Below are 25,124 nucleotides of genomic sequence, written 5' to 3' on the forward strand. Positions count from 1 at the left end.
CAACCGTGCTTCGACTACCGTCAATCTGCTGCACTGCGGCAATTAAAAGCTTGAATTGACAAGGGAAAAAATCAGGTGCTAAAGTCCGCCACACAAATTGGAACCGGTTCCAATTCATCAGAAAACCGGCGCCGGAACTGACAATAACGGAGACATGCACCCATGAACTCGCCCACCCCAATGTTGGCAGAAAGCCTCTTTCCGTCTGCCGATTCCGGCTTCTGGCATCCTGACTTCCTGTTCGGTGCCGCTACCGCCTCCTACCAGATCGAAGGCGCCGCCCAGGCCGATGGTCGCCTCCCCTCCATCTGGGATACCTACTCGCACACGCCGGGCAAGGTACTGCATGGCGACAATGGCGATGTGGCCTGCGACCACTATCATCGCTGGGAGTCCGATTTCGAATTGCTCGGCCAGCTGGGCCTCGACGCCTATCGCCTGTCGGTCGCCTGGCCGCGCGTCATGGATGAGCAGGGCCGCCCCAACCAGAAAGGTCTCGACTTCTACAAGCGCCTGCTTGATCGCCTGCAGGAAAAAGGCCTGCAACGTTACGTGACGCTCTATCACTGGGACCTGCCGCAATACCTGGAAGACCGTGGCGGCTGGCTCAACCGCGACACCGCCTACCGCTTTGCCGATTATGCCGACCTGATGAGCCGCGAGCTGTCAGGCCGCGTGACCGCCTGGTCCACCCTGAACGAGCCCTGGTGCTCCGCCACCCTGGGCTACGCCGAGGACGCGCACGCACCGGGCCGCAAGAACCGCCGCTACGCCCTGCAGGCCATGCACCACCTGCTGCTGGGCCACGGACTGGCCGTCCCCATCCTGCGCCGCAACGACCCCGGCGCCCTCTGCGGCATCGTCGCCAACGTCGGCAAATCCTCCGCCAATACCGATTCCGCCGCCGACCGACGCGCTGCCGAGCTGTTCGAGATCCAGCACAACGCCTGGGTGCTCGATCCCTTGCTCAAGGGCAGCTATCCGGCAGCGATGTTCGAACTCTATCCCGGCACAGAGCCGCTGGTACTGGAAGGCGACCTCGCCACCATCGCCACCCAGATCGACTACCTGGGCATCAACTACTATTTCCGCAGCAATGTCGCCAGCGATGGCAAGCATGGCTTCGTCGAAGTCCCGCTACCCAATGTGGAACGCACCCAGATGGGGTGGGAGGTCTACCCGGATGGCCTGCGCGACCTATTGATCGGCTTCCGCCGGACCTACCCCAACCTGCCCCCCATCTACATCACCGAAAACGGTATGGCCTCCGACGACAAGGTCGTCGACGGAGTAGTCGACGATAGCCAGCGCATTGCCTTCCTGCGCCGGCATTTCGATGCGATCGGCGAGGCCATGAAGGCCGGTGTCGATGTGCGCGGCTACTTTGTCTGGTCCCTGCTCGACAACTTCGAGTGGGCCTATGGCTATGAACGCCGCTTCGGCCTGTTCCATGTCGACTACACCACCCAGCAACGCACCGCCAAGAACAGCGCCAAGGCACTGACCGCCCTGCTCAAGGCCAAACGGCAGCGCAATACCTGACAACGCCATCGCAGTGACGCAACAAGGTGCTGGAATCATCCGCCAGTCAGCAGCAACCTGAGGCGAAGGGTGCTTTCAGGCGCCTCAGTTCCAGGCGAGGCAAGACGCAAACGAATCATTTCTCCGCAGCATATATCTGATAGGTAAGGAGAAATTTTCCGTGAGCCACGCCGCATCGCGAAGGAATTGTGGTTTCTGGCAGTGCCCGGTAGCCTCGCAAACCCACAGGGATATGAGGACCTACCTCTGAATCCCGAAAGAGGAGACATACCCATGCAGTACAGCAAACGTACCCTGGCCCTCGCGCTGTTGACGATAGGCTTCGGCTTGCAAGCCCAGGCAGCCGGCACCAAGGCTGAGGTGATCCACTGGTGGACCTCCGGTGGCGAGTCCGCCGCGATCAAGGAAATGGCCAATGCCTACAAGGCTGCCGGTGGCGAATGGGTGGACAGCGCCGTGGCCGGTGGCGAGCAGGCACGCGCCGCCGCCATCAACCGCATCGTCGGCGGCAACCCGCCTGCCGCCGCCCAGTTCAATACCTCGCAACAGTTCCATGACGTGATCGCCGAGGGCCTGCTGAACAACGTCGACGATGTCGCCGCCAAGGAAGGCTGGGACAAGATCCTGCCCGCCCCCATCCTCAACAGTATCAAGGTCAAGGGCCACTACTACGCCGCACCGGTAAACATCCACATGCCGGCCTGGTTCTGGTACTCCAAGGCCGCATTCGCCAAGGCTGGCATCAAGGCCGAACCCAAGACCGCCGACGAATTCTTCGCCGCCCTCGACAAGCTCAAGGCCGCCGGCGTGGTGCCGCTGGCCTTGGGTGGCCAGGGCTGGCAGGAAAAGATCACCTTCGACGCCTGGCTGGCCCACGCCGGTGGTGCTGATCTGTACATGAAGATCTACCGTGATCGCGACGTCGCCACCGTCAACTCCGCCGCCTTCAAGAAAGTGCTGGCCGACTTCAAGCGCCTGCGTGGCTATGTGGACGCCGGTTCCCCCGGCCGCAACTGGAACGACGCCACTGCCATGCTGATCTCTGGCAAGGCCGGCGTACAGATCATGGGCGACTGGGCCAAGGGTGAGTTCGCCGCCGCCAAGCAGACCGCCGGCAAGGAGTTTGGCTGCTTCCCTGGCTTCGGCGCACGGTCGCCCTACATCATTGCCGGCGACGTGTTCGTCTTCCCCAAGACCGACAAGCCGGAGATCGTGAAGGCGCAGAAGCTCCTGGCAACGGTCATGACCTCCCCTGCCGCCCAGGTCGCCTTCAACAGCAAGAAAGGCTCGATCCCGATCCGGACCGATGTGGACCTGAGTGGCCTGGATATCTGTGCCAAGCAGGGCGTCGAGATCATGAAGGACAAGAGCCGCCAGATCCCCAACCCGGAAATGCTGGCCTCGCCTGATACCATTGGCGCACTGCAGGATGTCGTGAGCAAGTTCTGGAACAACAACCAGTCAGTGGAAGACGCGCAGAAGGCCTTTGCGGCCGCACTGAAGGGTTGATCGTTCACCACGCCTGATGGGTGGTACCGGCCGGCCCCTACTCACAGATGGGGTCGGCGGTATACCCTTGCACCGCCGGGCGCCGCCCGGCGGTGACCAGACTGCTGTTCCGGGGTTATTGCCATGTCCAAAGCCAAGCGCAGCTGGCGACAGGGGATCACGCTATATAGCGCCCTCCTGCCGCTGCTGCTGACGGTGATCTTCGCCTATATCGGGACCATCGCCTGGTCGCTGAAGATCTCCTTTACCGCCTCCCGTACCTTCCCGTCCGATAATTTCGTCGGCCTGGCGCAGTACATCCGCCTGTTCGCCAACGAGCGCTGGCAGGTCTCGCTGGAACACCTGCTGCTGTTCGGCCTGCTGTTCATCCTCGCCTGCCTCGTCATCGGCTTCCTGCTGGCGGTGTTCATCGACCAGAACGTGCGCGGGGAAGGCCTCTTCCGAGCCGTCTTCCTCTATCCGTATGCGATGTCCTTCGTCGCCACCGGCCTGATCTGGCAGTGGATGCTCAACCCCACACTAGGCCTGCAGGAGACGCTGCGGCAATGGGGCTTTAGCGACTTCACCTTCGACTGGCTGGTGAACCAGGACAAGGTGATGTACACCATCGTGATCGCCAGCGTCTGGCAGGCCTCGGGCCTCGTCATGGCGCTCACGCTGGCCGCTCTGCGCGGCGTGGACGAGGAAATCTGGAAAGCCGCGCGGCTCGACGGCATCCCGCGCTGGCGCGTCTACCTCTCTATCGTCGTCCCCATGCTGGCACCCACCTTCGCCACGGCCTTCGTGCTGCTGTGGGTCGCCGTCATCAAACTCTACGACGCCGTCGTCGCCATGACCCAGGGCGGCCCCGGCGACGCCAGCGAAGTCCCCGCCAAATTCATCATGGATCACCTGTTCGGCCGCGCGAACATCGGCCTTGCCTCCGCAGGCTCCATCGTCCTCCTGCTGTCCGTACTGGCCCTGCTGGCCCCGTTTGCCTATGCGCGCAGCCGCGCCAGGGAGCGTACATGAGCGATCCACGCACCCTCGCCGCCCGTCGCCGTCGCTACGCCCCGGCCCGGATCGGCATCTACGCCTTCCTGCTCAGCGCCGCGCTGTTCTTCCTGATGCCGCTGTACGTGATGCTGGTGACCTCCTTCAAGACCATGGAGGAAATCCGCCTGGGCCAGCTGTTTGCCCTGCCCGTGAGCCTCAATCTCGACGCCTGGCGTATCGCTTGGTCGTCCGCCTGTACCGGGCTCGCCTGCGAGGGCATACGCGGCGGCTTCTGGAACTCGGTCGCCATCGTCGTACCCAGCACCGTCATCTCCATCTTCCTCGGTGCGCTCAACGGCTATGCCCTGTCGCTATGGCGGCCACGCGGTGCCAACCTGCTGTTCGGCATCCTCATGCTCGGGGCCTTCATCCCGGTCCAGGTCATGATGTTCCCGCTGGTACGCGTGCTCGCCACCGTCGGCCTGTTCAGTTCCTTGCCCGGCATCGTGCTCATCCACACCATGTTCGGCATGCCGGTCATGACCCTGCTGTTCCGCAACTACTATGCGACCTTGCCGCTGGAGCTCTTCAAGGCGGCACGGATCGACGGCGGCGGCTTCTGGCGCATCTTCCTGCAACTGATGCTGCCCATGTCCACGCCCATGATCATCGTCGCCGTCATCATGCAGGTCACCGGCATCTGGAACGACTACATCCTTGGCCTCGTCTTTGCCGGCCGCGACCACCTGCCCATGACCGTGCAACTCAACAACATCATCAACACCACCACTGGCGAGCGTCTCTACAACGTCAACATGGCCGCCACCATCCTGACCTCGCTGGTACCGCTGACCATCTATCTCATCTCCGGCCGCTGGTTCGTGCGAGGCATCGCCGCCGGTAGCGTCAAAGGCTGATCGCCCATGTCCAAGGTATCCATCCAGAAACTGCAGATCACACTCTCGGGCGTGGACATTATCCCCTCGCTGGATCTCGACGTGGAGGAAGGCGAGTTCCTGGTCCTGCTCGGCCCTTCCGGCTGCGGCAAGTCCACCCTGCTGCACAGCATCGCCGGCCTGATCGACGTGACCGAAGGCCGCATCGACATCGGCGGCGAAGACATGACCTGGGCCGATCCGAAGGATCGCCATATCGGCATGGTGTTCCAGTCCTATGCGCTTTATCCGACCATGACGGTCGAGCGCAACCTGTCCTTCGGCCTGCGCGTCAACGGCACGCCCAAGGCAGAGATCGCCCGCCGCGTCGACAAGGCGGCGGAGATTTTGCAGCTCGGCCCGCTACTCAAGCGCAAACCCGCCCAGCTCTCCGGTGGCCAGCGTCAGCGCGTCGCCATCGGCCGTGCGCTGGTGCGCGAGGCACGCGTGTTCCTGTTCGACGAACCCCTCTCCAATCTCGACGCCAAGCTGCGCGCCGAGCTGCGCCGGGAGATCAAGCAACTGCACAAGCGGCTCGCCTCCACCATGATCTACGTCACCCACGACCAGGTCGAAGCCATGACGCTCGCGAGCCGCATCGCCGTCATGAAGGAAGGCCGCATCCAGCAATTGGGCGCCCCGGCCGATGTCTATGCGAAGCCGGCCAACCGCTTCGTCGCAGGCTTCCTCGGCTCCCCGGGCATGAACTTCATCGACGGCACCCTGCAGGGCCGCGACGGCGGCTGGTTGTTCGAGGCACCGGACTTCATCCTGCCGCTGGGCGACTATCCCTTCCTGAGCCCGCCACAAAGCGGCCAGGCCATCACGCTGGGCGTGCGGCCGGAGCACATCAACCTGCAACCCGACGCCACGCACCAGGCGGAAGTCACCCTGGTCGAACCCATGGGCAACCATCAGGTCGCCTGGCTCAAGCAGGGCGACAAGCAACTGGCCGTCATGCTGCCCGAGGACCAATTGATCCAGGCCGATAGCCAGGTAAGCTATGCCATCGAACGCGAGCGTATCTCGCTGTTCGACCTCAATAACGGCCAGCGGCTATGATCGCTCAAGATCATCCCCACCCCGCACTGCAGGACAAAGGTTAATCCGTGGCAACCATCAGAGACGTAGCGCGCCTTGCCGGCGTAGGAGTAGGTACCGTATCTCGCGTCCTGTCCGGCAAGGGATCGGTCTCGGCCGTCGCCGCCAACAAGATCCAGGCGGCGATTGCTGAGCTCGACTACCGGCCCTCGCATATCGCCCGAGCGCTGTCGGCCAGCTCGCTCGGCACCATCGGTGTGTTCGTGCCCGATTTCGGCGGCGCCTACTACGGCCCCATCCTGCGCGTGCTGGACCAGGAACTGCGCAAGGTGGATCGCCACATGGTTGCCGTCAACGGCTGCGGCCACGGCGGCCCGCACGAGCAAGCGCTGGAAGGCGTGGACTTCCTGATCCAGCGACAGTGCGATGGCATCCTCGTGGTCAGCCACGAAGTCAGCGATGCCGAACTGGCAGTCTTCCTGCGCCGGCAACCCAACATCGCCGTCATGAACCGCGACGTCCCCATCCTGGGCGACGGCTGCTTCTCGATGGATCATCACACCGGCGGCCGCCTGGCGGCACAGACCCTGCTCGAGCATGGCCACCGCCGCCTCGCCGTCATCGCCGGGCCGGACCGCGCACCGGACAACCTGGAACGGATCGCTGGCTTCTACACGGCGCTCGAAGAAGCGGGGATTGCGGAATCCGAAGTCCTGCACGTGGTGGGCGACTTTTCCATGCAGGGCGGCTGGCAATGCGCCCAGCAACTGCTGGCCATGGACCAACCCTTCACCGGCCTCTTCGTCGCCAACGACGAAATGGCCCTCTCCGCCATCTCCTGCCTGCAAGGCGCCGGCCTGCAAGTACCGGGCGATATCTCGGTCGTCGGCTACGATGATATCGACATGGCGGCCTACGCCTCCCCCCGCCTCACCACCATCCACACCCCGCTGCACGAACTGGTCATGAGCAGCCTCAACTGGCTGCTCAACCGCTGCTACGGCATGGACAAACCGGTACAGCGGGACTTCACCCTGACCGTGAGCATGCGGGATTCAGTGGCACGGTTGCCCTGTTGACTCGCCCCCGACTCGGGTTCCATCCCGCATAGTTGGCAACTGTTAGCCCGTAGGGCGCAATCCCCAAAGGGCATTGCGCCGTATTCCCGTTCGACGTCCAGACACCCACTTAACCCCCCGCCACCTCTCTCGCCACCTCGGCCACCAGGGCCCGCAGCCACAGATGCACCGGGTCATGTCGGTACCGCACATGCCACGCCATCTCGACCGGGAAGGTACCCAGGTCGACGGGCGTAGGTACCACCTTCAAGCGAGTGTCACCCGCCAGGCGCTGACAAATCAAGCTCGGCAACGTCGCACAATAGTCGGTCGCCGCCACCATCTCCGGCGTGGCCAGAAAGTGCGTTACCGAGACTGCCACCTCCCGTCGCAGGCCATGCCGCTCCAGCGTCTGGGCCAAGCCAACCCGCAAACGACCGGATGGCAGCACGTTCACATGCTTGAGCTGCTCGAACTGCTGGCTGCTCATGCGTGCGCCCACCTGCGGATGATCGGCGCGCACGATGCAGGCCAGGCTGTCATCCATCACATGCTGCACCACCAGGTTGTCCGGCGGGTCCACGATGCGCCCCAGCACCATGGCTGTGCTGCCAGAGATCACCCCGGTTTCCACCAGGTCCGCACCAAACGGCGCCAGCCGCAAACGGATGCCGGGTGCGCGCTCGCGTAGCCGGGCCACGATGGCCGGCATCAGGATGAATTCCACATAGTTGTTCGCCGCCACGGTCAGCAATAGCTCGGCCTTGGCCGGGTCGAACGCCTGCTGCCCCAGTATCACCTCGTCCAGCCTCGCGAGGGCCTCTGCAATCACCGGCGCCAGCGCCTCCGCCTTCTGCGTCGGCTGCATGCCATAGCGCTCGCGGATGAACAGCGGGTCGTGCAGCACGCCGCGCAGCCGCGTCAGGGAGTTCGACAACGCCGGCTGCGTGATGCCCAGCCGCTCGGCGGCGCGGGTCACGTTCCGCTCTTCCATCAAGGCCACAAAGACTGGCAGCAGGTTCAGGTCATATCGCATTAGATATTCATATCACGAATATCTTGAATCAACTTAATAAATTTCAGGAATAGCTAGCCAACGCGCATGCTTCGCTCCATCCACTGCAGCGCCATCCAGTACCGGCCACGGCAGACAACCGATACACATCGACCTGAAATGATTGGAGCCAACATGACCCTCTTCACCCCCACCCGACTGGGCGCCATCGAAGTCAAGAACCGTATCGCCATGGCACCGCTCACCCGCTCCCGTGCCGACATGGACGGCGTGCAAACGCCCCTGGCCGTCGAGTACTACCGCCAGCGCGCCTCAGCCGGCCTGATCATCACCGAGGCCACCAACATCTCCCGCCAGGGTCGTGGCTACGCCTACACTCCCGGTATCTATACCGATGCCCATGTCGCCGCCTGGAAGCGCGTCACCGATGCCGTCCATGCCGATGGCGGCAAGATCGTGATGCAGCTCTGGCACGTGGGTCGCATGTCCCATAACAGCATGCAAGAGAATGGTGCCGCACCGGTGGCACCCTCAGCCCTCATCGCCGGCGGCAATGTGTTCACCGAGCAAGGCTTCGAGGCGCCCTCCATGCCGCGCGCCCTGGAGACCGAAGAGATCGCCGGCATCATCGACGACTATCGCCAGGCCGCACGCCGGGCCAAGGAAGCCGGCTTTGACGGCGTCGAGGTCCACGCCGCCAACGGCTACCTGCTCGAACAATTCCTGCGCGACAGCACCAATCAGCGCCAGGACCGGTACGGCGGCAGCATAGAAAACCGCGCCCGGCTGACGCTCGAAGTCACCGAGGCCGTCGCCGAAGTATGGGGTGCCGATCGCGTCGGCCTGCGCCTCTCCCCGCTCTCCACGGCGATCGGCGACACCCCGCTCGACAGCACGCCGACAGAAACCCACGACTACCTCGTCCGCCGCCTGGGCGAGATGGGCCTGGCCTACCTCCATGTCGTCGAGGGACAACTGCATAGCGACAACGGCGCCAGCACTTTCGACATCCAGTCCCTGCGCTCGGCCTTTGGCGGTGCCTATCTCGCCAACAACGGCTACGACCGCCAGAAGGCCATGACCGCTACCACAGCGGGCCACGCCCAGATGGTCGCTTTCGGCAAGCCTTTCATCGGCAACCCCGATCTGGTCGAGCGTCTGCGCACCAACGCACCCTTGTTCGACGTCCCGGCATCCGCCTACTTTGGCGGCGGCGCCGAGGGCTACACCGAGCTATCCCGTTCCTGATCCACCCAACCCTGCCTGCACCCACCTGATATGAAAGGAGCTACACCATGATCACCTTCTACGCCTACGGCGCACCGAACCCGCACAAGGTCGCCATCGCCCTGTTCGAACTTGGCCTCAAGCATGAAATCGAAGTCGTGAAAATCTGGGAAGGTGCAGGCCAGGCCCCTGGCTTTCTGGCCCTCAACCCGAACGGCAAGGTACCCGTCATCGTCGATCACGAAACCGGCCTGACCATCTCGGAATCCAATGCCATCCTGCTGTATCTGGCCGAGAAGACCGGCAAGCTGCTGCCTGCCGACCCCAAGCTCCGCCAGCGTGCACTGGAACTACTGTTCTTCCAGGCTTCGGGCGTCGGCCCCATGTTCGGCCAGCGCGCCTGGTTCACTTTGTTCGCGCCGGAGAAAGTGCCTTATGCCATCACCCGTTACCGCAACGAGGCCGAACGCCCGACCACCGTCATCGAAGGCATCCTCCAGGACGGCAAGCCCTGGTTCCTGGGCGACGAATACTCCATCGTCGACATCGCCTTCATGGGCTGGATCTGGACCGCCGTACAGATGCACTTCCCGATCGACAGTTATCCTAAACTGAAGGCCTGGTTCGAGCGTATGCTGGCCCGGGATGCCGTCAAGCAAGGCATCGTCACACCCAACCCGCTGCCTGCCTTCCCCGCCCCGGCAACGGTCGATTGAAGCGCACTTCATCTTTCCCGGGGCGTCGCTCATCGCTTCGCCCTGCTACTTACCAAGGAAATAGCCATGGCTCTCAAAGACCTTCTCCCCGGCAAACTCGGTTTCGGGACCGCACCACTGGGCAATATGTTTCGTGACATCCCTGAATCCGAAGCGCGTGCCACGGTGGACGCAGCCTGGAACGACGGCATCCGCTACTTCGACAACGCCCCCTTCTACGGCGCCGGCCTGGCGGAGATCCGCATGGGGGACGCACTCGTCGCCCGGCCGCGCGACGAATACGTCATCAGCACCAAGGTCGGCCGCCTCATCCTCGACGAAGTCGAAGACATCAGCGCCCGCGACAACGGCGAGAAAGGCGACGTCTTCAAGTACGGCCTGCCGAACAAGATCGTGAACGACTACTCCGCAGACGCCACCCTTCGCTCTATCGAAGACAGTCTCAAGCGACTCAAGACCGACCATATCGAGATCGTCTGGGTGCACGACGTCGCGCAGGACTTCTACGGTGACGAATGGCTGGACGTGTTCGAGACCGCGCGCAAAGGCGCCTTCAGGACCCTGGACAAGCTGCGTGACGAAGGCGTGATCAAGGCCTGGGGTCTGGGCGTGAATCGGGTAGAACCGATCGAGCTTTTGCTGGGCCTGGAGAAAAACAACCCGGATGGCTTCCTGCTCGCCGGCCGCTATACCCTGCTGGACCATGAACGCTCGCTGCAACGTGTCATGCCGCAGGTTACCGAGCGAGGACTCGGCATCGTCGTCGGCGGCCCCTACAGCTCGGGCGCGCTGGTCGGCGGCCCCAACTTCGAATACGCACCCGCCAAGCCGGACATCCTCGCCAAGGTAGCCCGTATCAAGGCACTGGCAGACCGCTACGGCATCAGCATGAAAGCCGCCGGCCTGCAGTTCGCTCTGGCCAACCCGGCGGTGGCCGCCGTCATCCCCGGCGCCAGCCAACCCAGCCGCCTGGCCGAAGACCGCGCCGCACTCAACGAGGTCGTCCCGGCAGACTTCTGGCGCGAACTGCGCCACGAAGGCCTGGTCCACCCTGCCGCCCCCTTGCCGATCGCAGACTGACCGCCGTCAGCAAGCCAGTACCTACGGCGCAATTCCCATCGGGCATTGCGCCGTATTCATTCGGTGACCGTATCCTGATGCAGATGCAGCGCCAGCCACATCGTGCCTTCCGATACGCTCAGCACCGTGTGCGGCGTCCCGGCCGGCAGGAACACATAGTCACCGGCCTTCAGCGCCCGCTCCTGCCCATCGATATCCAGCACCGCGCTACCGTGGACGAGTAGCACCCATTCATCCTGCGCCTGCACATACTCGCTCGGCACAATGTCCGCCGAACTGACAATGCGCTCCACCACCAGGTTCCGGTGCCGCAGCAGCGTATCGAACCGCTCTCCGGTAGCAGGAACATCGGATGCGTCATAAAGATTGCCGTGGTGCATGGGTACTCCCATATATGCCTAGCCCTGAGCATGCCTCACCAAGCAGTGCGCTATCCACTCACTGGGTCTTCGATACCAACTGGCGCTGTTCTGCCTCAAGCCTGAGCGTGTGCACAATCGACGCCACCATGGGCCGCACCCGCTCACAGCTCATCCGGGCCAGGGTATGAATATCCCGCGTCTTGCCGGCCTCTTTGGCAACCAGGTAACCCAGGTAGTAGCCTCGACGCGGGCTCAGGCCGGTATCGTCCTTGCTGAACTGGAACAACGCCGCCTCATGCTTGGGGTCCGCACTATTCAGCACCGTCTCCAGCCGCGCAAAGGACGCTGCCAGCCTCTCCTCGGTCCTGGCTGCCATCCCTTTCGGCATGTCGAGCAGCATTTCCTTCTCGTTGGCATCGGGGTTCAGCACCTTGGACACATGCACCGCCAGCCCTTCCGCCCAGAGCCGCTCCCAGGTCCCCGGCTGTGCGCAGTCCATGAAGGCCTTCTGATGATAGGTATGGAACAGCTCATGGTGGAAAAACGCCGCCTCGTTGCTCTCACCGTGGTAGCGCACCATGCCATCCACGCCAAAGATCAGGTACTGCTGGCCCTTGAACTCGCGGGTTCCACCGTCCATCTCTCCCAGTGAATGCAGCAACCAGGTAGCGGTCTCGGGCCGATAGTCCGGAAAGACCGCCGAGAAACTCTGGATATGCCTGGGCAGGTCCCGGTCGAACTGCGTTAGCTTGGCCAGGTAGGCTTCGCGCATCGGGCCGAAGCGCTCGATCGCCAGGGCGATGTACTTGTCCTGCTCCGCCTGGGTACGTTCACCCTCGTAGCGCTCGATGCCATAGAACGCCGGAAAGCGCGGGGCGATCTCCTTGTTGAAACGCGCAACCCGCTGCTCGGTGCTCAGGTCCTTGCTCGCATCCCAGAAATCGACAAACTCACGAGCCAGCTGGTTCACTTTCAGCGTGGGCGACGCCGTCTGCTCCGCCGCACCTGCGACCAGTGCCGCAAGACTCAACACCGCTGACCAGACCATCCGCATGAACTCCCCCTTTTTTCATGTTCTTTTGAAGAGCCGGCACAATAACGGACAGCACCCTGGCTGCAAACCCGGCGGCGCTAAAACCGGCCCGGCATCGCCAAATACACACGGTCTGTTCAGGTGAAAAACGCTCGCAATAAAACAGGGCGCAGACCTGTGACGACTGCGCCCTGCTTTATCCAGCACCCTCCCGGCCACGCTAGCCGCGAGGCTCGCCATCACGATTGACCAGCACGGTCCGCCCCGGAGGGCTACTCATCTGCACCCGGTGCTGCACGCCGCGATAGTTGTAGGTGACATCCCAGTATTCCGGCGGGCCGCTGGCGACCTTCTCGCAACGCCGCACATCGCGATCATAGGTCTGCTCACCGCGGGACCGGCCGGCATTGGCGCCGACGGCAGCCCCGGCGACCGCACCGCCCGCCGTGGCGATATCCTGGCCACGCCCGCCGCCAATCTGGTGGCCCAGTATGCCGCCGATCAACGCACCGGCGATGGCGCCACCCACATTGGCCTTGCCGCGGGATTCTTCAGTCACTTGCTGCCGCTCCACCCAGCAGCGCTCCTCCGGTGGCCCGACCACCGCCCGAACGGAGGTCACCGGCACTTCGGTCAGACGCTCATCCGGACGACGCCGGTATTCATAGGTGGGTTGCGGTAGCGGCTCGGGGGCGTCGTTGTCATAGCGGCCGTCGGCCGATACCGGCCTCACCGAGGAAATGCGGTCGTTCATGCCCATGCGTGCGAGCGAATCGTAGCTGCCTGGGCGCAGCACCACGCATCGGCCATCAAAGTGCGCATCCTGGCAGACCTCCCAGCGGCCATTATCGACAATCACCGAGGATGCTTTGTCGTTAAAGCCGGTCCGCTGGAAGTTTTCTACGGTGCCATTGGCGGCGAAGGTGCGTCCGCGAAAACCCTCGCGTTCATAGAACGTGACTTGCGCCATCGCCTGCGCTGTCAGCAGACATGCCGACAGGCACAGGGTGGCATTCAGGGCTCGTTTCATGATCATGCCTCCTTGTATCAGTCCTGACAGACTGATCAGCAAGCAGCATGCCCAAGCCCCTCATCCTTCGTCCAACCACCGACCATCGATCGCCAAACCCGCGCCTAATCCTGAAGCAGGCGACGCCAGAAACTACGCCCGGCACCGTATTCGTACGCCAGCCGGGCCGGCACCGACAACTGCACCGTCGTCCCTCGTTCCGGGATGGAGCTGCAGCTCAGCTTACCCTTGATCTTGCTGGCACGTTCCCGCATGCCGGTCAGCCCCCAGTGTCCTTCACGGCCGCCAGCCTGCTGCACATCCTGCGGAATTCCCCCGCCATTATCGCTGATCGTGATCCGTAGCTCACTGGCACCATACTGCACCTGTAGCTGAATACTGCTGGCGGCGGCATGCTGAAAGGCATTGGCGAGCGCCTCCTTGCCAATGGCACGGCACTCCTCACCGATGATCGCAAACAACTTGCGCGGTTCGCCTATCACACTGTGACGGAACTCCACGGCGTGCGTCTCCGCCAGCATGGCACCGTACTCGCGGAGCTGATCGAACAACCCTCCCACCTGGTCGTCCTGGCGCAGGTCGTAAACGCGGTTGCGTCCCTCCTCGATCACGTCATCCGCCATCTTCAGCGCACGCGTCAGCAGCTCCGATTCATCTGCAGGCTTCATACGCTTGGCCGCGGCGCTAAAGACCAGCACCAGACCTTGTACCGATTGCAACAAGGTGTCGTGCAATTCGCGGGCAATGCGCTCCCGCTCATCCAGCCGCTCACCCAAGCGTTCGCGCACCCTGGACGCCATCTGCATCAGTCGCAAGCGGTGCAAAAGCCACGCCAGCATGATAATGAAAAAGATCACCAGACACTTGAACCAGGTCGTCTGCTGCAAGGTGGGCAAGATGCTGAACGCCAGCGTCGCCCCGGTTTCATTCCATACGCCATCGTTATTACTGGCCTGCACCTGAAAGCGATAGTCCCCGGGCGCCAGATTGGTATAGGTGGCGGCTCGCTGGTTCCTGACGGTCTGCCATTCCTGCTCAAAGCCATCCAGCCGGTAACGGAACTGCATCTGCTCCGGCATGGTCAGGCTCAGGGCAGTGTAGTCGATCACGATCTGGCGGGTGCCCTTGGGCAATTGTAGACCTGCCTGTGCCGCATAACTCACGTCGTTGGCCCGCACACCCCGGATGACCACGGTCGGAACCACATCGTTGTGCAAGGTGTTGGTCGGATCTATCCAGAACAAACCCGCCGTGGTGCTGAACCAGACCTTGCCCTTGGCCGTGACGGCGGAGCGGATGTTACCGGACTGCGGTGATGCACCCAGCAGGCCATCCTCATAGCCCAGCCGGCTGAAATTTACACGGTAAGCGGGGTCCGCTAGCGCCCGCACCTGCTCGGCATGCGGAATCCGGAAAATACCTAAACCACTGTTGAGCCACAGGTCACCATCATCCGAGGTGGTGATGCCCGACGTCGAAACAAACGCCTCATCACCCCGACCAAGTACCGAATGGAAGCGCTGCCCGTCAAAATAGGCCAGGCCGTTCTCCCCCGACACCCACAAGGTTTTGCCCTGCCGATACAGCTGCAGCACCATGCCGAGTTCAAGACCATCCGGCGGGCCGAACGTGCGTAGCTTGCCCTTGCTGATCATGATCAGTGCGCTCTGCGCAGAGCCAAACCAGATAGACCCGTCAGTATCTACGTAGACGGTGTTATATCCCCCCTTTGCTACATCCTTATGGCCACACTTGCGCAGCCAGATTCCATCATTCTTCTTGCAAAACAGCTTGTGGCCAAAGGTCACCCACAGTGTGCCCTCACCATCGATGCCGAGCCCCTCCGACCCCACGGAACTGTCATCGGGCGGCGGAGGTGGTGGGATGACCGTACTGACATAGCCTTGCGCGGTCTTCTCAACGCGGGTCAGCGCATCCGAGTAATGCGTCCAGAGACGCCCTTGGGTATCCATGAACTGTGCACGGGAATAATTGTCCCCGGTCACCGGCGTCTTATCGTACGGCTGTGGCGGCAGCGCCGGATCGGTAATGATCTGACGGTCCGTCCAGATGACACCATCCCTGCCGACCACCAGCGGTAGTGCTTCGTTAAAGCTGGTGGATATCGGATATCGGCTTAGCTTGTTCTCCCGGAAGCGATCCAGGCCAAGCTGGGTGCCGACCCAGACATTCCCCTCGCGATCCGCCAAAAGCGCCGTACCGGTATCGCCACTCAGTCCCTGCGGCAAACCGAAATTCAACGGTGGCTGTGGTCCCGGGTTGGCCTGCATCATTTCCACGCCATCCACCCGCGTGTTCCACAAGCGGCCCTTCTTGTCGAATATCAGCTTGTTCGATGGCCCCGGCCGCGACTGCCATACCTGCGGCGCAGCACCGTTATCTGGAGCCCGCAACATGTTCACGCCACCACGAATGACGTCCGAGGCCCAGATACTGCCATCCTGTGCCTCAATCAGCGCACCCCAGTTCCAATCACCGGGGACGGCCTCAAACACCTTGCTGCCGGCAGGGCGATGGAAAATCCCCCGTTTGCTACGCACCCAGAACCCGCCCTGGCGATCCAAGAGCAAGTCGATCGCCGCCTTAGGTGCCTTTTCTTCCGCCGCAATCGGCCCGAACTCTCCCTTGCTCAACCGATAAAGGCCCCCGGCACCACCCGCCCAGGTATGGCCCTGAGCATCCACCGCAACCTCATAGATCGTACCGTTCATGCCCTCCCTGCGTTGCGGGTAGTGCTTGGCGACACGACCATCGCGTATCTCGGTCAGACCGCCCGGCAGATAACCAACCCAGACCGAGTCATCCGGCAATACCGTCAGGCTGCTGATATACGTGGAGGGTAGCGGCACACCACCTGGCTGGAACCGCTCGAAACGCACACCGTCAAAGCGGTACAAACCGGTCGAGGAGCCGACCCAGATCCAGCCGTCCTTGGTCTGTGCCAGTGCCGTCACATAAGGTGGCGCCCCATCCTTGGGTAGCCAACTGGTATGGTAAAGCGGAATAAGCCCGCCCCCGTCTGCCATTGCTTGGGGCAGGGCGGTATCCGCCCATGCAGGCAGACAGCCAAACCAGATGCCACCAACTATGTAGAACAGCCTACGGCCTAGCCATTGCGAGATGGGCGACATACCAGTTCTTCCGCCTGTGTACGATAGTGGCGACATACTACACAGATAGTGAATGGCTTTATTTCTGTAGTATCAATCAGTTAACTACTGTATCAATTGTGCACCGACATTGCGCTGGTGCAGAGGCCGGCACCTGGTTTCTTCGCTGCATATCAGCAAAACGGTGGGGCGACTAACAGCTTAAAGTGTTCTTTACCTTGCTAATTTTGTCCCCCCGAAACCAGCAAAGGCACCCACAAAGTATCGCCAAGTACCCGTCCAAAAGGGCAGCCCCCACCGGCGCGTATCGTTCCGATTTCAAACGGGGAGAACGAGAGACCCAATGGCACCAGCAAGGTGCAGATAACCGAGCCTAGCCCACCAGCAACCTGCGCCAGAGACTCTTACCCACGTTATGTTCGTACGCCAGCCGGGCAGGAACCGAAAGCTGCACAGTGGTGCCCTGCTCTGGCACGGAACTGCAACTCAGCCTGGCCTTGATCTTGCCGGCACGTTCCCGCATACCGGTCAGCCCCCAGTGTCCCTCACGACCGCCCTCCCGCTGTACCTCCTGCGGGATGCCGCAGCCATTGTCGCTCACCGTCAGCCGCAACTCGCTGGCACCATACTGCACCACCAGCTGGATATCCGTCGCCCCGGCATGCCGGAATGCATTGGCGAGTGCCTCCTTGCTGATCGCGCAGCACTCCTCACCGACAATGCCGAACAGTTTACGCGGCTCTCCAATCACGTTGGCGCGGAAGGTGATGGCATAGGTTTCCGCCAATCTGTCGCCGTGCTGCCGGAGCTGGACGAATAAGCCGCCCGCATCGTCGTCCTGGCGCAGGCCGTAAACCCGGTTACGCCCCTCCACAATCACTTCGTCAGCTATCTGCAGCGCGCGTGCAATGGCTTCCTGTTCCTCCGGGGCCTTGACACGCTGGGCCATCTTGCTGAATACCAGAGTCAGCCCCTGCACCGACTGCAGCAGGGTATCGTGCAGCTCGCGCGCAATACGCTCCCGCTCGTCCAGGCGTTCGCCAAGCCGCTCGCGTACGCGGGCAGCCATCTGCATCAGGCGTAAACGGTGCACCACCCAGACCAGCACGGCAACGCAGAAACCGGCAAGGCACTTGAACCAGATCGTCTGGTACCACGAAGGCTGTATGCTGAACGCCAGGCTCGCGCCCGTCTCATTCCACACGCCATCATTGTTGCTGGCCTGAACCTGGAATCGGTAATCCGCCGGTGCAAGACTGGTATAGGTGGCAGCGCGCTGATTGCTTACGCTTTGCCAGCCCTGCTCAAATCCCTCAAGCCGGTAACGAAACTGCATGCGCTCAGGCATGGTCAGGCTGAGTGCCGTGTAGTCGATCCTTATCTGGCTAGTACCCTTGGGCAATGACAGACCCGCTCGTGGCGCATAGCTGGTGTCATTGGCTTGCACGCCCTTGATGACCACGGCAGGAACCACATCGTTATGCAATGCCCTGGCCGGATCGATCCAGAACAACCCTGCGGTCGTACTGAACCAGACCTTGCCTTTGGCGGTGACGGCGGAGCGGACGTTACCGGTTTGCGGAGACCCCCCCAGCAGGCCGTCCTCGTAGCCTAGCCGGCTGAAGTTCACGCGGTAAGTCGGGTCCGCCAGCACGCGTAACTGCTCTGCACGCGGAATACGGAAAATACCCAAGCCACTATTGAGCCACAGGTCTCCATCGTCCGAGCTGGTGATGCCCGACGTGGACACGAACAACTCGTTACCTCGGCCATGTACCGTGTGGAAACGCTGTCCATCAAAGTAGGCCAGCCCGTTCTCGCCCCCGACCCAGAGCGTCTTGCCGTGGCGATAGAACTGGATCACGCTGCCAAGCGCCATCCCGTCCTTCTGGCTGAACTGGCGCACCTTGCCGTCAGCAATCACGGCCAGCGTGTTCTGTGGTGCACCGAGCCACATCGCACCATCAGGGTCGGCGTAGATGGTCGCGTAACCATTCTTCACCAGGGCATCGTAGCCGCACTTGCGCAGCCACGTTCCCTTGTTCCGGCAATACAGCTTGCCGCCAAAATTGACCCACAGCCGGCCTTGCCCATCCATGCTGAGCCCTTGCGACGATGATGTGCTGATGCCCTCAGGTGGCGGGATAACCGTGCTGACATAACCCTGGGCAGTCTTCTCTACCCGTGTCAGTCCATCCACATAGTGCGTCCAGAGATTTCCCTGTGGGTCCACAAACTCTGCGTTGGAGAAATTCGTTCCCGACGGCGGTGTCTTGTCGTAGTACTGCGGGGGTAAAGTCGCATCGGTAATCAGTTGCCTGTCGGTCCAGATTGAGCCGTCCTTACCAACCGCCATGGGTAGCGCTTCGGCATACGAGGTCACGGCGGGATACCGGTTCAGCCTGTTCTCCCGAAAACGGTCCAGACCAAAAGCAGTCCCGACCCACACATTGCCTTCCTTATCCACCAGCAGCGCCGTACCGGTTTCCCCGCTCAACCCTTGCTGCATGCCGAAATGCGACGATGTGCCAGACGTCTGGCCTGCGCGCTGCATGCTTACGCCATCCAGGCGAGTGGTCCACAAGCGGCCCATCTTGTCGATTACCAGCTTGTTCGTGGCACCTGCCTGCGTCTGCCAAACGAGCGGAGGTGAACCGTTGGTGGGGGCATGGAGCATGTGCATCCCACCCAGGTTCACATCAGAGGCCCAGATGCTGCCGTCATTTGCCTCGACCAGGCTACCCCAACTCCACTCACCGGGTAAGGCTTTGAATTGCTGCTCACCAGCGGCGCGATAAAAAATACCCTGCTTGCTGCGCGCCCAGAGCCCACCCAGGCTGTCAGGCAGCAGCTTTACTACCGTCTTGGGTGCGTTCGTTTCTGCCGCCGCCGGCTCGAAATCACCCTTACTTAACCGGAACAGCCCCGCGGCGCCCCCAGCCCAGAGCTGGCCTTGCGCATCCATCGCAAAATCAAAGATCGTGCCCTGCGTGCCCCCCTTGCGTGGCGGGTAGTGCTTAACGACACGATCTTCGCGTATCTCGGTCACGCCACCATACAGATAGCCCACCCAGACCGAATCATCGCCCAATACCGAAACGCTGCTGATATAGGTCGAAGGCAAGGGCACGCCACCAGGCTGGAACAGCTCGAAACGCACACCATCAAAGCGGTAAAGACCGGCCGACGAACCGACCCACAGCCAGCCATCCCGGGTCTGCGCCAGGGCAGTGACATAGGGCGGTGCACCATCCTTGGGGAGCCAACTGGTGTGATACAGGGGAATGATCCCACCTCCATCCCCCAATGGCGGGTTCTGCGGAGAAGCCGCCATGGCCGGCAGGCAGCAGAACCAAATACAGCAAACAAGGCAAAGTAGCTTGCGGCCTAAGCACTGCGAGATGGGCGCCATACCGTTCTTCCTGCCTGCGTGCACGAGATTGGCGGCATGTTACACAGATAACATGCACATTTACCTTTGCAGCATCAACCAGTTAGCGACTGTATGAATTCCGCACCGGCATTGCGTCGGCGCCGAAACAGTCATGCAACCCCACCGTCACATCTCAGAGCCCCAGATAGGCAGGTGAGCAACTTAAAGTGTGCTTGATTAAGATCTAGATGCAGCATCGGCAGGCAAGGCGTCACGCTGATCAACCGGACCAAGGTCGACCAGGCGCAGCCGGATATCCTGACGCCTCAGTACAAGCAAACCGCCCGGCCAGCAGGCGAAGCGGCTTGCCTCGTACTTAACCCCGCTTGGGAATATCCAATCCATTGACCACCGCAGGCCGTGCCACGAAGGTATCCAGTACGCGTTGCACGTTCGGGAAGTCCTTGAAGCCCACCAGTTCGCCGGCCTCATAGAAGCCGATCAGGTTACGCACCCAGGGGAAGATCGCGATATCGGCAATCGTGTACTCGTCGCCCATCATCCAGCTACGGCCCACCAGACGCTGCTCCAGCACGCCAAGAAGACGCTTGGATTCATCGAGGTAACGCTGCAGCGGGCGCTTGTCTTCGTACTCCTTGCCGGCAAACTTGTGGAAGAAGCCGACCTGGCCAAACATCGGGCCGATACCACCCATCTGGAACATCACCCACTGGATGGTCTCGTAGCGGGCCGCGGCTTCCTTGGGGATCAGCTTGCCGGTCTTCTCCGCCAGGTAGATCAGGATCGCGCCGGATTCAAACAATGGCAGCGGCTTACCATCGGGTCCGTTCGGGTCGATGATCGCGGGAATCTTGTTATTGGGGTTCAGCGACAGAAATTCCGGCGTGAGCTGGTCGTTGGTGCCAAAACTCACCAGATGAGGCTCGTAAGCGAGGCCCAGCTCTTCCAGTGCGATCGACACCTTGACCCCGTTTGGCGTCGGCAGCGAATACAGCTGCAGTCGCTCGGGGTGCTGGGCGGGCCATTTCTGGGTAATGGCAAAATGAGAGAGGTCGGACATGGGTATCCCTTCTACGGCAGATGGAGGACAGGCTGGGCGGAACAATACCGGCGGGAGCCCGACAATCCGGGCTCCTGACAGCGAGGTATCTTGGGGCGGCCCACAAGAAGCGGCGCTTATCGTATCCAACATGGGGCCGACCGGAGCCGCTTCAATACCCACTCCGGCGCAGACCACAGCTACCGGGATTCAAGTCGCTCAGGACGCCAACTGCAAGGTCTTGCTGGTCTTGTACTCCTGCTTCTCGCCCGCACCCGAAGCCATGCCCTTTTCTTCCTTGCGGACCAGCACCAGTCGGTCACCCACCACCGCGTAGCGACGCTCCTCATCGCTACGCTGCTCGAAGGTGATCACCACGAAGGCCCGTCCCGAAACATTCACATGCAAGCTGCTCGCGAGCGGCGTGCCATCGGCAGCGATCCAGATGTCGAGCGTAGTCTCGAACTTGCGTACGTACTTGCGATTCTCTTCCGACAACTTCTCCAGCGGCATCTCGAAGCTGAGCTTGCGTGCCGGCTTGCCGTTGTAGGCCTCGGCCACTTCGGTCTTGAACACCGCGTCTTCCAGCTCGCGCGTGAGGGCGGCGGCGGCCGTGGTCATATTGCGCAACTCGGTATTGTCTATCTCCCCCAGGGCATAGAGGGTCGGTGTCTTGCTCTTCTTGTCCTTGCTCCTGGCACGCGCCTCGGCCTCGGCCCGGCTCAGCAAGTCCTTGCCATACAGTATCTGCAGGCCACGGCTGCTCTCCTCCACGCTGAAGTTCGCCTGCCCCTGCTTGTCCTGGGCCTCCTTGCCCTCCCCGGTCCGCCGCCAGGATTTCACCTCGAGCGAGCCGCTCACCGGCGTCTGACCCTGCAAACGGCTGAGCGCCCCCTTGAGGTCGGCCAGACCATCCGCGCGGCTGGTCAGAGAGGCGCACAGCAGCAGGCTTGCACCAGCAGTCAGCATGATTTTATGGATGGTCAGCACGTCTTACCTTTTTGATCGATAGTGAGATAGGCATCGGCCCAACGCGTTGTTGGCCGCCCGAGTCAGCAGCCAGTCTAGAAAGCCGCCCCCATCCCGACAAGCCAGCTTGCGATGAGATAAGCAGGCAAGGGCATCAGCGACCGAAAAACGGGATGAAACAGGCCGCACCGGTCCGCGGTCCTGGATGGTGCAGAGCTCGGTAAGCTCGCCCAGTCACGGTGCCGACACGCTTGCTCAGCGTGGTGTGGTGCTGCTTGTGGCCTCGATGCATGAGAGGGCTTGGAACTTGCTTGCAGCACCGACGCACCGTGTGCAAGTTGGTAGTACGAACGTGAGGGGATATGGACAGCCTGCCACCCACCATCATCGACATCGAAGCCTCAGGCTTCGGTGCCGCCAGCTACCCGATCGAGGTCGGCTGTGTCTTGGCTGACGGCGAAAGCTTCTGCACCCTGATCTACCCGCAGCCAGACTGGCAGCACTGGGACAGCCGGGCCGAAGCCCTGCACGGCATCCGCCGCGAAACGCTGCTGCGCTGCGGCAAAGCGCCCAGCGTCGTCGCCACCACCCTGAACGACAAGCTGAACGGCCTGACGGTATATACCGATTCCTGGTACCACGACTACACCTGGCTCAGCCGCCTGTTCGACGCCGCCGATACCTCCCCGCACTTCAACCTGCAGGACCTGCGTGTCTGGCTGGACCGGACCGATACCCGCCACTGGGATGAAGCCAAGCAGGCCGTCGTGGCCGAACTGCAACTCTCCCGCCACCGCGCCAGCAACGACGCCCGCATCCTGCAGCAGACGGTCATGCGGATAGCGCAAATTGCCTAAATGAGTAGGCGCTACGCTTATTTTCCCCGGACGGAGCCAATCCAGGCTAATTAACTATTTACACACAAGGCTTGCGATTTCAACTCTGCTAGCGGATGACTCTTTACTCATCTTCTTTAGTCACAGGGGCTTCTTTTTCATCCAATTCAGCCTCCGCTCCGACACCTACCGCCGCGGCGGGAGGTGCGGCACCTCCACCCGCACCTGCTCCCCCTGCAAACCTTGGCCCCATTTCCATTACCCTACCTAAGACATCAGGAGTTACATCGTCAAGGCCATTGTCTTCGGCAATTTTTGCATAGCCATAAGCACGCTGGGCCTCACTCTTAAGGCCCCACCATTTCTGAGCATTGGCTTGATCAGCGGCCGCTTCATAATTCCTAGCTCGATTAGCACAAGCATGTGCCACCCTGTTTATCGCTGCAGGTCGGCCATCCCGCCATCCCTCCCCGTCGAGTTCGGCAACTACCGCCTCCAATGCTGCATCAGCCATACCTCGTAACGCTGCATTTCCATGTGGCGTAAACACGCCTTGCACGGGCAGGTCGGTACTAAACAGTTGGGCAATATGGCTCCGCTGAGCCGCTTGTTTGGGGCTGGCATCCACCATTCTCTGAATTGCAGATACGGGCTTATCCCGTTGATTGACAGAGGAGTCAATCGAGTTAGTGCGCTTGAGTAGCTGATGCATTGCCATATATTCATTCCTCCTCTAAGTAATCAAATAAATAAGGTTACTTTTCATGGAGCATGTCATAAGCGACCAGTACGAACTATCTGGTCCGACGAACGAGCATTTACCGCTTGGCTTGATCATTATCCCTAACGGTCCCGCTAAGTTTAAAATTTCAACTACAGGAAAGTGTCGATGAACAAGAATTCCAGGTTTTATCAGGCCCTCGTCAACCCTCCTTTCCCCACCCTATCGCCTTCAAGGTCGGCTGGCATTTCTCGCAGCCCAGCCAGGGTAGGCAGTCGCAAGAAACCGCAATGACTACCGCTGTTTCAGCGTCAGACGGTGGCTTGGCGGCGGACGAGCGAACCGCCGTTGTGGGCTTTTTCGCTGCAGGCGCTTTAGCGCCGGCCAGCTCGGGCATCCATTCAGCAAAAGCACCAAGGTCGGCGACATTCTCGACATACCAGACCTTCCGGGCAGGGTCCCATCTTGCCCCCAGCTTTTTTGCCTTGTCCTTCTCGGCGAAGGGAACCACCAGATTTGTACGCACGCACTACCTTTCACATAGCCTCCCGCGTTGCCATCGCTACCTGGAACAGATGGCCTTGGGCAGATGCCCAAACCGCAAGACGGGATTGAATGCCGGCATTTTGCATGATGCCGGGCCAGTCCGGCTCGGGGATTGACCGGCGTGCAGGGTTGCGGAGAGCCAAATAAGGCCACGAACGTGGTTCACAAGTTCAGCCGACATCGGCGGATAATCGTGCCCCATACGGTACGACGGCCGATAGTTGATTGCCGGGCAAGTAATGGCAAACTGCAGCACAAGGCGTAACCCATACCCACAGGATAGTTGTGCATGAGTATTGAGATCAGCAAAAAGGACCGCGACCAGGCCATCACCTCGCTGCAACGCTATTTCGACGAGAACATGGACGAGCCCATCGGCAACCTTGCTGCCGGCAACCTGCTCAACTACCTCCTCGAGGAAATCGGTCCGCTGGTGTACAACAAGGCCGTTGCCGACGTTCAGGGCCATCTGCAGGCCAAGGTCATGGAAGTCGATCTGGAAGTCCCTGTGGACGAGTTCCAGTACTGGCGCAAGCTCGATCGCCAGCGCGGCAAGAAATAGACAGGCCCGCCGGGGGATGCGCCATCGGAGAACTTCATGGGTGCCCGCGTGGTCTGAACGCCAGGAGGTCAGTGATGGACGAAGATGATCGAGTACGACCGGTTGGCTCGGTACGCGCCACTAACCCTGCCCGCAAGGCAGCAGACAGGTATGACAGCGAGCGCAGCCGCACCTGGCTGCCCGCACCAATACAAGCCACCTCATTCCCCAAGGTGCTGGAACGGCTACGAAAAAAGCACGCCGCGACCACCGAAGAAACACCGGCAGAGCCCGTTACTGCGGAAAAAGACCACCCGCTCGCCAGCAGCGGCCCTCTGGGTCGTTTACTCGATACCGAGGCCTGATGCTACCTACCGCCGCCATCCGGCAGTGACAAGCCCTGCCACGGTGTGCTCTGATAGGC

22 protein-coding genes are annotated in these 25,124 nt (G+C 61.5%); 12 read left to right on the top strand and 10 right to left on the bottom strand.

The annotated features are described in order from the left end of the window. The first annotated feature begins 162 nt into the window (after nt 1-162). The 6 genes from ACYVHK_RS13575 (at nt 163) to ACYVHK_RS13600 (ending at nt 7,081) form a co-directional block, all read left to right on the top strand. Nucleotides 163-1,542 carry a beta-glucosidase gene (locus ACYVHK_RS13575; RefSeq protein WP_460532835.1) on the top strand — a complete coding sequence of 460 codons (1,380 nt, stop codon included), beginning with the start codon at nt 163-165 and terminating at the stop codon, nt 1,540-1,542. A 273-nt stretch (nt 1,543-1,815) separates the two neighbouring features. Beyond that, the gene (locus tag ACYVHK_RS13580) at nt 1,816-3,051 is read left to right on the top strand and encodes an ABC transporter substrate-binding protein (RefSeq protein WP_460532838.1); all 1,236 of its coding nucleotides are present in this window, start codon (nt 1,816-1,818) and stop codon (nt 3,049-3,051) included. A gap of 123 nt (nt 3,052-3,174) precedes the next feature. Beyond that, entirely contained in the window at nt 3,175-4,062 is an 888-nt protein-coding gene (locus ACYVHK_RS13585) for a carbohydrate ABC transporter permease (RefSeq protein ID WP_460532841.1), read from the top strand. Next, nucleotides 4,059-4,943: a carbohydrate ABC transporter permease gene (locus tag ACYVHK_RS13590; RefSeq protein WP_460532845.1), complete on the top strand. Its 885-nt coding sequence runs from the start codon at nt 4,059-4,061 to the stop codon at nt 4,941-4,943. The genes ACYVHK_RS13585 and ACYVHK_RS13590 overlap by 4 nt, the downstream gene beginning before the upstream one ends. 6 nt (nt 4,944-4,949) lie before the next feature. Next, a complete protein-coding gene (locus tag ACYVHK_RS13595; RefSeq protein ID WP_460532848.1) occupies nt 4,950-6,023 on the top strand; it encodes an ABC transporter ATP-binding protein in 1,074 nt (357 codons plus the stop codon). Nucleotides 6,024-6,070: 47 nt separating this feature from the next. Further along, nucleotides 6,071-7,081: a LacI family DNA-binding transcriptional regulator gene (locus ACYVHK_RS13600; protein WP_460532851.1), complete on the top strand. Its 1,011-nt coding sequence runs from the start codon at nt 6,071-6,073 to the stop codon at nt 7,079-7,081. Nucleotides 7,082-7,190: 109 nt separating this feature from the next. Here the strand turns inward: ACYVHK_RS13600 and ACYVHK_RS13605 are convergent, their stop codons facing one another. After that, nucleotides 7,191-8,096, bottom strand: coding sequence for a LysR family transcriptional regulator (locus tag ACYVHK_RS13605; protein WP_460532853.1), 906 nt, complete (start codon nt 8,094-8,096; stop codon nt 7,191-7,193). A gap of 153 nt (nt 8,097-8,249) precedes the next feature. On the opposite strand from ACYVHK_RS13605, the gene ACYVHK_RS13610 reads away from it, so the two are divergent. The 3 genes from ACYVHK_RS13610 (at nt 8,250) to ACYVHK_RS13620 (ending at nt 11,098) form a co-directional block, all read left to right on the top strand. Further along, entirely contained in the window at nt 8,250-9,323 is a 1,074-nt protein-coding gene (locus tag ACYVHK_RS13610; RefSeq protein WP_460532856.1) for an alkene reductase, read from the top strand. Nucleotides 9,324-9,370: 47 nt separating this feature from the next. After that, on the top strand, nt 9,371-10,018 hold the full coding sequence (locus tag ACYVHK_RS13615; RefSeq protein WP_460532859.1) for a glutathione S-transferase family protein: 648 nt from the start codon (nt 9,371-9,373) through the stop codon (nt 10,016-10,018). A 66-nt stretch (nt 10,019-10,084) separates the two neighbouring features. After that, nucleotides 10,085-11,098 carry an aldo/keto reductase gene (locus ACYVHK_RS13620; protein WP_460532862.1) on the top strand — a complete coding sequence of 338 codons (1,014 nt, stop codon included), beginning with the start codon at nt 10,085-10,087 and terminating at the stop codon, nt 11,096-11,098. A gap of 56 nt (nt 11,099-11,154) precedes the next feature. Here ACYVHK_RS13620 and ACYVHK_RS13625 read toward each other — a convergent pair whose 3' ends face one another. The 7 genes from ACYVHK_RS13625 to ACYVHK_RS13655 all read right to left on the bottom strand — a co-directional run bounded on the left by ACYVHK_RS13625 (nt 11,155) and on the right by ACYVHK_RS13655 (nt 22,077). After that, nucleotides 11,155-11,478, bottom strand: a complete 324-nt coding sequence (locus ACYVHK_RS13625; RefSeq protein WP_460532865.1) for a cupin domain-containing protein — start codon at nt 11,476-11,478, stop codon at nt 11,155-11,157. Nucleotides 11,479-11,536: 58 nt separating this feature from the next. Beyond that, entirely contained in the window at nt 11,537-12,514 is a 978-nt protein-coding gene (locus tag ACYVHK_RS13630) for a hypothetical protein (RefSeq protein ID WP_460532868.1), read from the bottom strand. A gap of 199 nt (nt 12,515-12,713) precedes the next feature. Next, nucleotides 12,714-13,523 carry a beta/gamma crystallin-related protein gene (locus tag ACYVHK_RS13635; RefSeq protein ID WP_460532871.1) on the bottom strand — a complete coding sequence of 270 codons (810 nt, stop codon included), beginning with the start codon at nt 13,521-13,523 and terminating at the stop codon, nt 12,714-12,716. A gap of 104 nt (nt 13,524-13,627) precedes the next feature. Further along, entirely contained in the window at nt 13,628-16,675 is a 3,048-nt protein-coding gene (locus ACYVHK_RS13640) for a sensor histidine kinase (protein WP_460532874.1), read from the bottom strand. 352 nt (nt 16,676-17,027) lie between these two features. Beyond that, the gene (locus tag ACYVHK_RS13645; protein ID WP_460532878.1) at nt 17,028-19,988 is read right to left on the bottom strand and encodes a sensor histidine kinase; all 2,961 of its coding nucleotides are present in this window, start codon (nt 19,986-19,988) and stop codon (nt 17,028-17,030) included. Nucleotides 19,989-20,403: 415 nt separating this feature from the next. Next, the gene (locus tag ACYVHK_RS13650; protein WP_460532881.1) at nt 20,404-21,108 is read right to left on the bottom strand and encodes a glutathione S-transferase family protein; all 705 of its coding nucleotides are present in this window, start codon (nt 21,106-21,108) and stop codon (nt 20,404-20,406) included. 198 nt (nt 21,109-21,306) lie between these two features. Further along, entirely contained in the window at nt 21,307-22,077 is a 771-nt protein-coding gene (locus ACYVHK_RS13655) for a hypothetical protein (RefSeq protein WP_460532883.1), read from the bottom strand. Nucleotides 22,078-22,418: 341 nt separating this feature from the next. On the opposite strand from ACYVHK_RS13655, the gene ACYVHK_RS13660 reads away from it, so the two are divergent. Further along, a complete protein-coding gene (locus ACYVHK_RS13660; protein ID WP_460532885.1) occupies nt 22,419-22,913 on the top strand; it encodes a 3'-5' exonuclease in 495 nt (164 codons plus the stop codon). A 103-nt stretch (nt 22,914-23,016) separates the two neighbouring features. Here the strand turns inward: ACYVHK_RS13660 and ACYVHK_RS13665 are convergent, their stop codons facing one another. Further along, nucleotides 23,017-23,610 (bottom strand): hypothetical protein, encoded by a 594-nt coding sequence (locus ACYVHK_RS13665; RefSeq protein ID WP_460532888.1) that lies wholly within the window; start codon nt 23,608-23,610, stop codon nt 23,017-23,019. A 205-nt stretch (nt 23,611-23,815) separates the two neighbouring features. Beyond that, nucleotides 23,816-24,139 (bottom strand): DUF5710 domain-containing protein, encoded by a 324-nt coding sequence (locus tag ACYVHK_RS13670; RefSeq protein ID WP_460532891.1) that lies wholly within the window; start codon nt 24,137-24,139, stop codon nt 23,816-23,818. Nucleotides 24,140-24,448: 309 nt separating this feature from the next. Here ACYVHK_RS13670 and ACYVHK_RS13675 point away from each other — a divergent pair, with 309 nt between their 5' ends. Together ACYVHK_RS13675 and ACYVHK_RS13680 are read left to right on the top strand one after the other, a co-directional pair. After that, a complete protein-coding gene (locus ACYVHK_RS13675; protein ID WP_460532894.1) occupies nt 24,449-24,721 on the top strand; it encodes a DUF2164 domain-containing protein in 273 nt (90 codons plus the stop codon). A gap of 74 nt (nt 24,722-24,795) precedes the next feature. Continuing rightward, entirely contained in the window at nt 24,796-25,065 is a 270-nt protein-coding gene (locus tag ACYVHK_RS13680; protein ID WP_460532897.1) for a hypothetical protein, read from the top strand. Nucleotides 25,066-25,124: the final 59 nt, after the last annotated feature.

Source organism: Chitinimonas naiadis (genome assembly GCF_054780835.1).